Here is a 12,959-nt window from a genome sequence, read left to right as displayed (position 1 = left end):
GACAAAAGGAGTGTTAACAGATGTTAGAACTTATATTATTTATTATCGTTGGCGGTCTTATCGGTTGGATTGGCGGAATGCTGATCGGTGGCACTCCAGGCGGTGTGATCGCTAATATTGTCAGTGGTTTTATTGGCGCGTATATCGGTCAATCCTTATTCGGCAAAATCGGCCCTGAAGTGATGGGGATCGCGATTTTCCCTGCGATTGTCGGCGCGGTTATCGTCGTCGCCATTTTAAGCCTCATTATGAAAATCGTGAAGTAAGAAGGCTGGCTTAGGCCAGTCTTTTTTATGTATACGCACAAGGTATATTAAAAAGCCCGACCACCCAAGTAGTCGGACTCGCACTTTAAGATTCACCTAGTAAATACATATAACGCACGAGCGTTTCCATTCCTTGGTCAAAGTTCTCCAAGTGGAAGTGCTCATTTGGTGCGTGTAAGTTTTCATCTGGTAAGCCGAAGCCCATTAAAACAACCGGCACGTTCAAAATACGATCGAGCTCAGCAACGATCGGAATCGACCCACCACCGCGGATGTACGCTGTGTCGTTTTGATAAACCGTTTCGTAAGCTTGTGCTGCCTTTTGAATCACTGGGTGGTCAAATGGCGTTACATAAGGTTTACCTTTATCAAATGGCGTTACGCTCACGTCGACACCGACTGGCGCATTCGCGTGTACATGTTTCGTTAATTGCTCCACGATATGCTCAGGGTCTTGATCTGGCACAAGACGGCACGTAATTTTCGCTGTCGCCTGCTTTGGTAAAACAGTTTTTATTCCTTCACCTTGGAAACCACCGTAAATGCCGTTCACCTCAAGTGTTGGGCGGACTGATGTACGTTCAACATACGAATATCCTGCTTCACCGTCTAACGCTGGAACCCCGAGATCATCTTTTAATTGATCTTCATCAACCGCCACCCGCGCTAGCGCATCACGTTCATCCTGCGTGAGCTCCGGGATATCACGATAAAAGTCTTCAACTTGAATCCGATTATTATCATCGCGGAACGAATCGACAATTTTAACGAGCGCATGAATCGGATTGACGACCCCGCCACCGTATTCACCAGAGTGGAGATCGCTATTCGCACCTTCTACGTCGATTTGAATGCCTGCTAATCCGCGCAGACCGTACGTAATCGTCGGTTTCCCTTTTTCAACAAGTGCTGAATCGGATACGATCACTAAATCCGCGTTTAATCGGTCCGCTTCTTCTTCAGCAAACTTCGGTAAGTTCGGACTCCCGATCTCCTCTTCACCTTCGATTAACACTTTAAAGTTAACGGGTGGCGTGTCATCTTGATTAATGACCGCCTCCATCACTTTCAAATGCATGAACACTTGGCCTTTATCATCCGTCGCCCCGCGCGCATAAATTTTCTCATCACGAATCGTCGGCTCGAACGGCTCAGAATCCCATAAATGAAGCGGATCAACGGGTTGCACGTCGTAATGCCCATACACTAAAACGGTCGGCGCATTACCATCTGCTATGTATTCACCGTAAACAACTGGATGCCCGTCTGTCTCCATAATTTTCGCTTCTTGAAAGCCAATATTGTTCAGCTCTTGCTCAACCCATTGCGCCCCGCGTAGCGTATCCTCTTTATGTTTAGATAACGAACTAATACTCGGGATTTTTAAGAAATCTTGCAACTCCTCTAAATGACGTTCGCGATTATCTTTCAAAAATTGAATGACTTGATTTTGCATAACTGCCCCTCCTTAATCCATATCTTCATTCCATTATAAAATAAAAGTAGCATTTGTGCATGAGTGAATAATCAAAAAATGATCGGTTACCGATAAAATTTGACTGCATACGGCGAAATTCGGCTGTGATACGGCGAAAAAGTGATGATATACGGCGATTTTTCAGAAACATTCGGCGAAATAGCACGATTATACGGCGAACCTCAAATACACAAAAAAAGAGAGGCATGACACCTCTCTTTTAGTATGCTTTATTCTTCAACAACAAATTCAAATGCTGCTTGAATCTTCACGTCTTTACCGATTAACACGCCGCCCGTTTCAAGTGGCGCGTTCCATGTTAGACCGTAGTCTTCACGGTTAATCTTGCCTTCGATATCAAAACCAGCAACCATGTTACCGCTCATTGGGTCTTTCGCAACACCGTTTGCTTCGACTTCAAATGTCTCTTCATTTGTGACACCTTTAATCGTCACATCCGCTACCATTTCGTATTCATCGTCATCTTTTTGTTTAAATGATTTTGATTGAACCGTGATTTCAGGATAGTTTTCAACATCGAAAAAGTCTTCTGATTTCAAGTGACCGTTACGATCTTCTTGATTCGTTTCGATTGAATCGACGTAAACCGATGCTTTGGCGTTCACCGTGCTTAAATCTTTCGGATCACCGCTTACTTCAACGTCGAAGTTTTGAAATTCACCTTTCGCTTTTGATACCATCATATGCTTCACTTGGAAGTCAATGGAGCTGTGTACTTTGTCTAGTGATACTTGTGCCATAAAAAATAGCCTCCTTCAAATTATGTTACTTACTTTATGTAACTAACTATACATAAATAACTTAATTAAGTCAAGTAAGTAAAATGATTTTCAAACGTCACCTTATTGGTTATAATGTCAACAAGAGGTGATCGCATATGGATCAAACGATTTGCCCGAAATTTGAAAAAGCATTATCCATTATGAACAAACGCTGGACGTCACTCATTGTTTTTCAACTATTAGAAGGCCCGCAGCGTTTTTGTGAAATAGAATCCGCAATCGGCGTCAGTGGCCGTGTCTTATCTGAACGATTAAAGGATCTAGAAAAAGAAGACATCGTCACACGGACGGTTTATGACGAAACCCCCGTGCGGATCGTATACACATTAACGGATAAAGGTCAGTCACTGAAACCAGCGCTTAATCAAATTCAAGCCTGGGCTGATGAGTGGGTCGAAGCAGACTAAACGTTCTCGCGATTATCGCGGGGGCGTTTTTTTAGGCCTAAACACCCCCATCACATCATCCCCACCAAAAAAGACCGTCGAAAACCAAAACGAAAGCCCTATCCACTTTTCGACAAACCTACTAAACAATCCCCGTTATCACAAGTTTTAAACACAATCGTCAAAATTTTCTTTTAATTAGTTAATTAGACTCAAGGAAAAGCCCTACCCCTTATGGAATAACTTATATGTAAGCCATTAGGCAAAATTTTAAGGAGGGAATGGCATGTCGAGAAGGTTACACAAAGCATTATTTAGCATCCTCGCTCTACTACTCGTTTTCAGTGTATTCATCACATCAACAAGTCATGTGGAAGCGAAAAGTAAAGGCAAACAAAAACATCACGATACAGAACAAACGCAAGACATGACGCGCACAGGGACGATCCACGGAGAGTTTGATTACGACTCAGATGAGAAGGTGACCGTTATTGTCGAAATGACATCGCCTTCTGTTTTAGAAGGTAAACACCAAGATCTTTATGTGGACCGCGACCAACTTGAAAGTGAGCGGGCTGATGTGATTAAACGCATTGAGTCGATTACTAGCTCTAGTGACATTGGACGCGAATACGATTATGTTTTTAGTGGTTTTTCACTCGATGTGAAACAAAAGGATATTCGCGCGATTACCGCTCTTGACGGTGTCGAGGCGGTTTATCCAAACGTCACACACGAGGTGACAAAGGTGAGTGAGCAATCTTTTGGTCAAAACGAAGTCTCACCTGAGATGATCGATACAGCACCACATATTGGCGCACCAGATGTGTGGAATGACCTTGGATACACAGGTGAAGGCATTACGGTCGCCGTGATTGATACGGGGGTTGATTACACACACCCTGACCTCGATCACGCATTCGGCGACTATAAAGGCTATGATTTCGTTGATCAAGACCTCGACCCACAAGAAACGCAACCCGACCAAGGCGAAGTGACGAATCATGGCTCGCACGTTGCTGGTACGATTGCGGCGAACGGATTGATCAAAGGTGTCGCGCCAGATGTTGACCTACTCGGTTACCGCGTACTCGGCCCTGGTGGAAACGGCACGACAGACAATGTTATCGCTGGTATTGAACGCGCCGTAGAAGATGGTGTTGACGTGATGAACTTATCCCTTGGCAATACGAGCAATGACCCTGATTTCGCGACATCATTAGCTTTAGATAACGCGATGCAAGACGGCGTTGTCGCTGTATCATCGAACGGTAATAGCGGACCGAGCGATTGGTCAGTTGGCTCACCTGGTACGAGCCGCGAAGCGATTTCAGTTGGGGCAAGTGAACTACCGTATATGTTGTATGATGTGGCACTTGATTTGAATGGATTAAATTTTGACAGTGCAAATGTGATGGGCACGCCGTCATCTGATGCATTACTCGCATTAAATGAAGGCGAATACGAACTCGTCGAAGCTGGTTTAGGCTCAGCAGATGATGTCGCTGGCCTTGATTTAGACGGCAAGATTGCGTTAGTTGAGCGCGGCGAGTATCCATTTGTCGACAAAGCGACTAACGTTGCCGAAGCTGGCGCTATCGGTATGGTTATTTACAATAATGTTGAGGGCGAGCAACCACGCGTTGGCGATATGGCTGTACCGACGATTAAAATGTCGCAAGCTGATGGTGCAATGTTAACTCGAGCGGTGCAATCAGGCGACAACATGATGTCATTTAACATTGAAGAAGACGGTTTAAGTGGCGAAATGATCGCTGACTTTTCATCACGCGGTCCTGTTACAGACACGTGGATGATTAAACCTGACGTGAGCGCACCAGGTGTGGGTGTCATTAGTACGGTACCAACACATAATGATGCGATGCCTCACGCGTATGCGGCAATGTCTGGTACAAGCATGGCTGCCCCACACGTCGCAGGTGCTGCGGCTCTACTAGTCGATGCGAACCCAGACTGGGGCGTCGATGATGTGAAGGGCGCGCTTATGAATACAGCTGAGCCACTCGAAGATTTAGATGGTGAACGTTATCCGAACAATACACAGGGCGCAGGTAGCATCCGCATTCCAGATGCTATCACGACAGATACACTCATGGCCCCTGGTTCTTACTCATTCGGTACTTTTGAAAAAGAAAACGGCAAACAAGTCGAACGCCAACATTTCGAGATCGACAATCTATCGAACGAACGTCAACGCTATGATATGGACGTCACATTATTTGATGGGAACAACCATATTAAAGTCATGACGAGCAACAATTTAAACGTCAAAGCGGGCGGCACACAACAAGTGAATATGAATGTTCAAGTCGATGCGGGCAAACTTGAAGGCGGATATTACGAAGGGTTAATCACGTTAACAGGCGACGATGAGACAATCGAAATTCCGACTGTCTTATTCGTCCAAGACCCTTACGACGTCTTCGAAATTGACGATTTACTCGATTTTGGTAATTTTACGCTCGACCAAGGTATTTTCGACGTGACGCTAGGTTTTAACTATGACATCGAATACGTCGACTTTGCGATTTACGACGCTGGCTTATCTGCAGGAGCTGTGATTGCTCAGGCGGGACCACAAACCGCAGGCGAACACAACTTCACGATTGACGCAAGCCCGATCCTGCCACAACTACCAGCTTTACTTCCATCCGACGGCTATAATTTCGTCGTCTTTGTCGGTAAAGGTGACAAAGAAGAAGGCTGGGTCCTAGGAGAATTTAATATCGAATAAGATAAGGAAAGCATCGGAGCTTTAATCGCTCCGATGCTTTTTATATGATTAGCTCGATTCAGTTTTGAAATAACTTCTCGAATTTATGAGATAACTGCGCGTAGTTATGAAATAAGTTCGCGCAGTTATGAAATATCTTCTCGAATTTATTTAATAACTCGAGTGAGTTTTTAAATAACTAAACGTGTTTTTGAAATAAGTGACGACGCGCGAAAAAAATAAACCCACTCTCCGCAGGTTTACTGTACTTCTAATGGCTTTGTGCGAACCAACTGTTCCTTCGCTCGCTTATGTAATTGCTTAATCGCTGCTTCACGACGCATCGCTTCTGACTTTGTCTCATACACCTCTTGATAGACGAGCTCAACCGGCCGTTTCGCACGCGTATATTTCGCCGCTTCCCCTGCTTGATGTTTTGCGACCCGCGCATCCACATCATTCGTATAACCCGTATATAACGAGCCATCACGGCAACGCAGCATATAAATATAATACATCCATTACACTCCTTACGTCCTCACCCCGGACCCGCGCAACGCTTCCACCCGATTATGAACCGTCGCCAAATACGGCATGCTTAAATCCGGCGCACCCCCGCGCAAAATCTCACTTAAATAATGATCAGGCGGCGCAAACTCCGGCTGTTTATCGATCACAATAAACGTCAGCATCGGGACCATTTGCCCTTCAAAATCAACATCAACGATCGCCGGGCGGTATTTTCCAATATGCACCCCTTCACGTTCGTACAAATACGCTTTACCCTGAAGAGTAATCTCATAGACAACACCTTCAACCGATTCGTCCGCTTCAACAATATCCGCTCGACCACCATCTGATACGTACGTCGAAAACCTTAACGCATACCCGTCTAAAACACCTGCACCTAATCGCGTAAATTCATCGTACATGCCAGCTTGCTTAATCCGTTTATCATCCATACACGAGCCGTAAGCAAAATAATATGGTAATGTTTGCGACAACACGCGGTCTAACCGCCAATCACCAGAGGCAATCTCTTGCAAACCATCCACTTGTTCATTCGTCATCACATATGTATAAGCTTTTACATCACCATGGTCAGTCGACACCGTCACAACTTTTCGGTCATAAAAAGGCGCCCCTCGAGGATCAACCCCTTCTAACGCATCAACCTTAGCCAAAATGTTTTCCGACACATCATACACTTCACCAAACACTCGCGACGTATCATCTAAGACGATAGCAGGAAACCCTTCGCCCGTATCGACCAATTTTCCAGAAACCGACGCCTGATAAGCTACCGCCCTCTCGTCTTCTATCAATCCATGATTCCGTTCGCCATGGCGCAACGTCCCATAAACAAACATTAATACTCCCATACGACCATCCCCAGTTAACTCTTACTAATCTTTTTTCAATTCTTTCATTAATAATAACACTCGCTTGCCATAAATATAAACAAGCATTGCTAAGCCAAACACAAAAGCGACTGACAAGGCAATCCAAATATAATGAATATATTGTGGCAGGAAATACGCAACCCCTGCTAATAACACAATGCCTAGCAACAAATACGTTAACATTCGCGGTATCATAAAAATTTACCTCCGACTTTTTCAAAAAGTGTTGACATAAACATTATAAGCTATTATATTAGTACTTGTCGACAAAACGTCTATGACATTTTCAAAACACGACTCCGTAGCTCAGTGGGAGAGCACTTGCTTGACAGGCAAGGGGTCGCTGGTTCGAATCCAGCCGGAGTCACTAGGTAAATGCGTCCAACTGATACTCAATCGGTTGGGCGTATTTTTTTATGATAAAAATAACCGGCCACCTCGGAAGATGACCGGTCGATTGCTATTATTAGGCCGAAACAGCATTGAAATATTGACTTAAAAACTCAGAAACCTCATCAGGCGTCTTCGCGTTCGCGCTGTGTAAGTGACCGATTTTTTCACCATTCTGAAAGACGAGCAAACTCGGAATCCCCATCACATCGTATTTTTCAGCGACCTCTGGATACTCATCTTTATTTAACTCGTAAAACGGGAACGATTCAAGATCCTCTAGCACACTCCCGATGAAAAAGTCCATACGCTTACAATCTGGGCACCAATCAGCCGAAATTTTAACGACGACACGCTCTTCACCCGCGATCACGTTCTCAAATTGTTCTTGATTAATCATCTCTGTCATCTCATAACCCCCCTTATTTTCATTAACCATATAAATTATAAAATGCAAAACACCCCATGACAAGTTAAGCATCTTCATAAATTATCAAATAATTCCTCGACATTATGAGATAATCTCCTGACTTTATCTCATAATCTCGCTGAATTATCTCATAAACTAACGGAATTATCTCATAATCTAAGGGGATTATGAGATAATTCCGAGTAGACAATTAGACTTCAGGTGGAAACTGATATACAATGATAACAGTTGCAGATATTCCCATTAATACCACCAATCTATCAATCGGAACATCTGCTATCATTCTATCTTGCATAAAATAGAAAGGGGATTACATGATTAAAAAATTTGTGTCACTCGTCAGCATTGTATCCGTAAGTGTTATGCTGGCTCTCCCGACTGCGGCGGCCGATTTTTCAGACGTGTCCGACAGTCATCAATTTAGTGAGGAAATTGATTATTTAGCGAATGAATCAATTATTAACGGACTTACAGATGGCTCGTTCAACCCGAGTGGGACCGTCACCCGCGGGCAAGCAGCGACGATGTTAGGACGAGCTCTTGATCTTAACGGCGACAAGCAAACGACTGAGTTTCCAGATGTTGATCCAGATAGTTATGCGTCTGGTTACATTCAAAAACTCACGGATATGGACGTGATCGACGGCTATCCTGATGGAACATTCGGACCAAATGATGATGTGAACCGCGGACAAATGGCCAAATTAATCAGTGAAGCATTTGAATTAAATGACCGAGAAGACGTGCCGTTTACCGACATCCCAGAAAACGACTGGAAAACTGAACACGTCGAAAAACTCGTCGCAAACGATATTACGAACGGCTATCCAGACGATACTTACCGCCCGAGTCACGACATCACACGCGGCGCTTTTTCAGCAATGATCTACCGCACAATGACACAAGGCGAAAACGATACCCCCGTCGCACAGGGTGATTTAGAAGTTCACTTTATCAATGTCGGCCAAGGTGATAGCACGTTACTCACAACTCCAAATGATAAAACGATTTTAATAGACGCTGGTAAATCAGCTTATAGCGATGAGGTTGTAAGCTATCTAAACGAACAAAACATCGACACAATCGACCACGTGATTGCCACCCACGCACACGCTGACCATATCGGTGGTATGACTGACGTTTTCGATTCGTTTAACGTCGAAAATGTTTACGGTAGTGGCGTTGAACACTCGACTCAAACGTACGACGACTATCAAAACGCCATCGACACAAAGGGAATTGATTTCGATACACCTGAAGCGGGCGAAACATTAGTCAATAACGATAAAACTAATTTAGAAGCAGAGTTCGTGTATGCGGGAAATCAAGGTGATGACATCAATAATGCATCCGTCGCCCTTCATGTCAGTTATGATGAAGCGTCCTTCTTGTTTACAGGTGACGCTGAAGCTGAAGCCGAACAAGACATGCTAAATCATAGCGACATCGCAAACACAGACGTTTATAAAGTCGGACACCACGGCTCAAATTCAAGTTCATCCGAATCCTTTATTGATACGATTGAACCAGAATATGCGATCTTTTCATACGGTGCCGACAATTCTTACGGTCACCCACACGATGAAGTCGTTAACCGCCTAGAAGCATCTAACACGACACTATATTCGACTGCAGCACAAGACGATATCGTCATCGAAACCAATGGACAAACGTACGATGTGAATGTCGAACCGTGGGACGGCGAAGCAGCAACACCTGAAAATGATTCATCAAATGGCCAAGATGATTCAAGTTCGAACAATGGCGACGATGCTGTTAGCTACCCTGTCAACTTGAACACAGCCGACCATGAGCGCTTGCAAGACATTACAAACGTCGGCCCAACCATTGCCAACCGCGTCATCAATTACCGCGACCAAAACGGCGGCTTTGACGACATTACAGAAATGAAACTCATTAAAGGGATCGGCGACGTCACGTTAAATGAAATGAAAGACGAAATTGTAGCAGAATAAAAGTTATGAAAAAAGTGAGGCGACTTATTTGAAAAGTCGCCTCACTTTTTAAATATTTAAAGGAAGTTTTGAGATAAATTTAAGGAGTTATTTCAAAAATAAGGTTCTAAGTCAAATGTTGGGGTGCCCAGTTGAGGGCACTCCTTATTTATGCCATTTGTCCTTGTATTTCTTTATATTTGTGATGCAATAACACTTTTCGGCGCATTCGATCAAATCGCCTAAACCCAAATGCTTGGCGCTTAATAACCTTCGTTTGATTATTAATTCCCTCTACATAACCGTTGTGTAAATTATACGCAAAACTATTCATGATTTCTTTCTGCCAATTTTGGAGCGTCTCGATTGCTTTTTCAAACTCGGGTATCTCTGATGCTCTGACGGTATCATAAAACTGATACATGCCTTGTTTAATGGCATTTAAAGCGTTTGGTCCTTGCTTTTTAGCGTTGTCGAACCAGTCGTTGAACCATTCTTTAAGCAAGTAAGCATCCGTTAATAAATCGGATTTATCGCAATAGTGATGAAGATACCATGCTTGTTTAGCGCTTAACATGTCAGCCTGTTTCATAAAGACATGACGCATGCGCTTGCATTTCTTACGATCATAATCATCAAACACGTTTTGAACACGACGTCTGACACGGTCCAACGCCCAATAAATATAACGTACAAAATGAAAGCGATCAGCCACAATGATCGGCTGATTTAACGCTTGATCGACCGCTGCTTTATACGACGGACTCATATCCATTACAACGACCTTAACGGTATCAGCGTGATCTTTCAAATAATTATAGACGGTGGTTTTTTGACGATCCTTCAAAATATCAATCGGCTCTCGTTTGATCGGATCGGTCACAATCGTTTGAAAACGCTCACCATCCATATCGCCCTTAAAATCATCAATCGCAATGATTGATGGTAACTGTTGCGTTGTCGTTAAAAGTGGTTCACTTATCTCATCAAAGCGTCTCATTACTGTCGTTGGAGATACACCAAATCGCTGAGCTGTATCCTTGAACGTTTTACCATGAATCGTTTCAAGCCCTAATGCTTGATTGAACTCAATCGAATGGCGCTGATAACGATCTACGAGTTGATTCGGTTCATCAAACCGTTTACGGCACGTCCTGTGATGACATTGATAACGTCGTTTTCGGTACCAGATCAACGTCGGTCGATTAAACAACCGATTATGTTTGATTTTTTGCCAGCGATAGTCATGAACCTTTTGTGTTAAGGTTTGACAAGCAGGACACGGTGTCCAATCACGAGGACGCTCGATATGAATATGAAAAAACCCTTTCTCTTCTCTTGCCTCAATCACACGAAAGCTTTCCAATCCTGGTAGTGTCATGTTAAGATACATATGCACGTAGCTCCTTTGTTTTGTTTTAGTGGTATAAAACAAGGATAACAAATAAGGAGCTTGCGTGCTTTTTTTGTTTCATTAGAGCACTTAGTTGGTGTCAGATGAGGAGCGTCGGTGGTGACGCCTGCGGGAACAGCACGCGTCTCGAGACCCCGCAAGCCCCGCTTTTGGGCTGAGGAGGCTCGAGCCGTGCCCCTGCATAGAAAACACTGCGAAAAAACGAACGTAGTGAGATTGAGCAGATGTTGCACTTGTGCCCTATGGGTGCAAGCATCCACCGTAAGCGGATCACCTGACACCAACGGCTACCATCCCACAATTCACCCTAAATTGCGCCACTACCCCAACAAATATTGTAGAGCCAAAAATAAAAACGTGATTAAAAAAAGAGCCTACCCCCAAGGATAAGCTCTCAATCAATCACTCTATTGTTCCAACGCAAGCTTAATATGGGCCAAATGATGCTCTTCATGCCACGACAGCTTCGCCAATTTCGTCGCAACCGAGATTTCACCATTATCCGGATGTGTAAACACCCGCTTCAAGTCTTCTGCGGACACGTTCGCGCCTACAGCAACCACACGCTCATTAATCCCTTCTAACATCTTGATCGAACTCTCAACAGGCAACGCCGCATCAGGCTGAACCGCCCATTTGTCTTGATCAAACGCAGGCACTTTCGGGTTATCATCCGTCAAAGCAAGCTTCAACCGCTGATACATATTCAACTGCGAATCCGCAATATGATGCACCATCTGCTTCACCGTATAACTACCCTCACGATACGTCTTCTGCAAATCCGCTTCACTCAAACCATCCACCATCTCGCGCAATCGTATCGTATACGTGTCAACATCCTTCATCCACGCCTGCACATCTTCTAACGTCGGATCTTCAGGCACCTCTAGTGGTCCAATCGGGAATTTAACGTCCATGTTTGGCCTCCTTTATTGGTTTGAGTTTAGTTTAACATAGGATGAGTATTAAGAATTGACTTATCATTCAACTTTATTTACATACCAAGTTTCAACTCAATTTCTCCATCCTTAAACTCAAACGATTTTATATTACCTACCGGGACACTTTGTACAATTTCCCAGCTATTAAAGTCCATTTTCACATGGCGATCTTGATACTGTAAAAATGGCGGGCGGTTAAATAACTTTTTATTGATAAAATCTAAATCAACTGGTTTTAATTTAGTCAACTTAAATTCAATCATTCTCTTTTCAGCATGCACAGACTCTAGGACTGCTTCAAAAGAGACATTCTTTTTAATTTTCATTTTACTCACTTCTTTGGAACCATAAATTCTAATCTGACCAGGTTCAATATCAACATTAATATCTGCCTCACTTGAATGATAACGAATGAGCTCTTCTAGCATTGTTTGTGTGACTTTAATTGGTACACCATTTTGACTAAAGTCCGCGAATTTGTCCTTAAATTTATTTAGCATTGTTTGCCTCCTAGTTTAAATTATGAGAAAATTATACTATAAAATTTAATAAATTTCTAATATATATAAATTGAGTAAGAATTTAAATCATTATTGGTTGAAAAATACACTTGTTTATTGTATTTTTGTTTAAAATATAAATTTAAAAATTTAAAAATTTTCAATTTAGGGAGTGTCAATAATTTTGTGTAAATGACCCTAGTCTAGTAGAAACGTTAGCTTGTTATCTAAGATTAGCTGTAGCTTATGAGATGCTCCAA

General features: G+C 43.2%; 13 protein-coding genes and 1 tRNA gene. 5 read left to right on the top strand and 9 right to left on the bottom strand.

All coding sequences use genetic code 11. The features are described 5' to 3' along the window. Positions 1–20 precede the first annotated feature (20 nt). Entirely contained in the window at positions 21–266 is a 246-nt protein-coding gene (locus tag ABID56_RS00070; protein WP_354218260.1) for a GlsB/YeaQ/YmgE family stress response membrane protein, read from the top strand. Positions 267–351: 85 nt separating this feature from the next. Here ABID56_RS00070 and ABID56_RS00065 read toward each other — a convergent pair whose 3' ends face one another. Continuing rightward, on the bottom strand, positions 352–1,722 hold the full coding sequence (locus tag ABID56_RS00065) for a dipeptidase (RefSeq protein ID WP_354218259.1): 1,371 nt from the start codon (positions 1,720–1,722) through the stop codon (positions 352–354). Between the two features lie 251 nt (positions 1,723–1,973). After that, on the bottom strand, positions 1,974–2,504 hold the full coding sequence (locus ABID56_RS00060; RefSeq protein WP_354218258.1) for a YceI family protein: 531 nt from the start codon (positions 2,502–2,504) through the stop codon (positions 1,974–1,976). A 137-nt stretch (positions 2,505–2,641) separates the two neighbouring features. Between ABID56_RS00060 and ABID56_RS00055 the strand changes: the two genes are divergently transcribed. Together ABID56_RS00055 and ABID56_RS00050 are read left to right on the top strand one after the other, a co-directional pair. Beyond that, on the top strand, positions 2,642–2,953 hold the full coding sequence (locus ABID56_RS00055) for a winged helix-turn-helix transcriptional regulator (RefSeq protein WP_354218257.1): 312 nt from the start codon (positions 2,642–2,644) through the stop codon (positions 2,951–2,953). A 265-nt stretch (positions 2,954–3,218) separates the two neighbouring features. Then, on the top strand, positions 3,219–5,687 hold the full coding sequence (locus ABID56_RS00050) for a S8 family serine peptidase (protein ID WP_354218256.1): 2,469 nt from the start codon (positions 3,219–3,221) through the stop codon (positions 5,685–5,687). Between the two features lie 239 nt (positions 5,688–5,926). Here the strand turns inward: ABID56_RS00050 and ABID56_RS00045 are convergent, their stop codons facing one another. From ABID56_RS00045 to ABID56_RS00035, 3 genes are read right to left on the bottom strand one after another with little or no spacing between them, the layout of a single operon-like run. Continuing rightward, complete coding sequence (locus ABID56_RS00045; protein ID WP_354218254.1) at positions 5,927–6,184, bottom strand: GIY-YIG nuclease family protein; 258 nt, start codon at positions 6,182–6,184, stop codon at positions 5,927–5,929. Between the two features lie 12 nt (positions 6,185–6,196). Beyond that, complete coding sequence (locus tag ABID56_RS00040) at positions 6,197–7,048, bottom strand: gamma-glutamylcyclotransferase family protein (protein WP_354218252.1); 852 nt, start codon at positions 7,046–7,048, stop codon at positions 6,197–6,199. Between the two features lie 24 nt (positions 7,049–7,072). Further along, positions 7,073–7,264: a hypothetical protein gene (locus ABID56_RS00035; RefSeq protein ID WP_354218251.1), complete on the bottom strand. Its 192-nt coding sequence runs from the start codon at positions 7,262–7,264 to the stop codon at positions 7,073–7,075. A 100-nt stretch (positions 7,265–7,364) separates the two neighbouring features. On the opposite strand from ABID56_RS00035, the gene ABID56_RS00030 reads away from it, so the two are divergent. Beyond that, positions 7,365–7,436, top strand: a tRNA-Val gene (locus tag ABID56_RS00030). Between the two features lie 99 nt (positions 7,437–7,535). Here ABID56_RS00030 and ABID56_RS00025 read toward each other — a convergent pair. Further along, positions 7,536–7,868 (bottom strand): thioredoxin family protein, encoded by a 333-nt coding sequence (locus ABID56_RS00025; RefSeq protein ID WP_354218250.1) that lies wholly within the window; start codon positions 7,866–7,868, stop codon positions 7,536–7,538. A 335-nt stretch (positions 7,869–8,203) separates the two neighbouring features. Here ABID56_RS00025 and ABID56_RS00020 point away from each other — a divergent pair, with 335 nt between their 5' ends. Then, on the top strand, positions 8,204–9,865 hold the full coding sequence (locus ABID56_RS00020) for an S-layer homology domain-containing protein (RefSeq protein WP_354218249.1): 1,662 nt from the start codon (positions 8,204–8,206) through the stop codon (positions 9,863–9,865). A 148-nt stretch (positions 9,866–10,013) separates the two neighbouring features. Here ABID56_RS00020 and ABID56_RS00015 read toward each other — a convergent pair whose 3' ends face one another. The 3 genes from ABID56_RS00015 to ABID56_RS00005 form a co-directional block, all read right to left on the bottom strand. Then, positions 10,014–11,243 carry an ISL3 family transposase gene (locus ABID56_RS00015; protein ID WP_354218247.1) on the bottom strand — a complete coding sequence of 410 codons (1,230 nt, stop codon included), beginning with the start codon at positions 11,241–11,243 and terminating at the stop codon, positions 10,014–10,016. A gap of 422 nt (positions 11,244–11,665) precedes the next feature. Beyond that, positions 11,666–12,175, bottom strand: a complete 510-nt coding sequence (locus tag ABID56_RS00010; protein ID WP_354218245.1) for a YfiT family bacillithiol transferase — start codon at positions 12,173–12,175, stop codon at positions 11,666–11,668. 77 nt (positions 12,176–12,252) lie between these two features. After that, positions 12,253–12,699, bottom strand: a complete 447-nt coding sequence (locus tag ABID56_RS00005) for a hypothetical protein (protein ID WP_354218244.1) — start codon at positions 12,697–12,699, stop codon at positions 12,253–12,255. Positions 12,700–12,959: the final 260 nt, after the last annotated feature.

This window comes from Alkalibacillus flavidus (genome assembly GCF_040545925.1).
Taxonomy (GTDB): Bacteria; Bacillota; Bacilli; order Bacillales; family Alkalibacillaceae; genus Alkalibacillus; species Alkalibacillus flavidus.
Note: the sequence above shows the minus strand (reverse complement) of the source record. Positions and strands in the feature narration are given on the sequence as shown.

Excerpts from the sequence above, each read along its gene's own strand:
- ABID56_RS00035 (WP_354218251.1), bottom strand. The coding sequence starts at position 7,264 with ATGATACCGCGAATGTTAACGTATTTGTTGCTAGGCATTGTGTTATTA.
- ABID56_RS00050 (WP_354218256.1), top strand. The coding sequence starts at position 3,219 with ATGTCGAGAAGGTTACACAAAGCATTATTTAGCATCCTCGCTCTACTA.
- ABID56_RS00070 (WP_354218260.1), top strand. The coding sequence starts at position 21 with ATGTTAGAACTTATATTATTTATTATCGTTGGCGGTCTTATCGGTTGG.
- ABID56_RS00065 (WP_354218259.1), bottom strand. The coding sequence starts at position 1,722 with ATGCAAAATCAAGTCATTCAATTTTTGAAAGATAATCGCGAACGTCAT.
- ABID56_RS00005 (WP_354218244.1), bottom strand. The coding sequence starts at position 12,699 with ATGCTAAATAAATTTAAGGACAAATTCGCGGACTTTAGTCAAAATGGT.
- ABID56_RS00055 (WP_354218257.1), top strand. The coding sequence starts at position 2,642 with ATGGATCAAACGATTTGCCCGAAATTTGAAAAAGCATTATCCATTATG.
- ABID56_RS00060 (WP_354218258.1), bottom strand. The coding sequence starts at position 2,504 with ATGGCACAAGTATCACTAGACAAAGTACACAGCTCCATTGACTTCCAA.
- ABID56_RS00020 (WP_354218249.1), top strand. The coding sequence starts at position 8,204 with ATGATTAAAAAATTTGTGTCACTCGTCAGCATTGTATCCGTAAGTGTT.
- ABID56_RS00040 (WP_354218252.1), bottom strand. The coding sequence starts at position 7,048 with ATGGGAGTATTAATGTTTGTTTATGGGACGTTGCGCCATGGCGAACGG.
- ABID56_RS00025 (WP_354218250.1), bottom strand. The coding sequence starts at position 7,868 with ATGACAGAGATGATTAATCAAGAACAATTTGAGAACGTGATCGCGGGT.
- ABID56_RS00010 (WP_354218245.1), bottom strand. The coding sequence starts at position 12,175 with ATGGACGTTAAATTCCCGATTGGACCACTAGAGGTGCCTGAAGATCCG.
- ABID56_RS00045 (WP_354218254.1), bottom strand. The coding sequence starts at position 6,184 with ATGTATTATATTTATATGCTGCGTTGCCGTGATGGCTCGTTATATACG.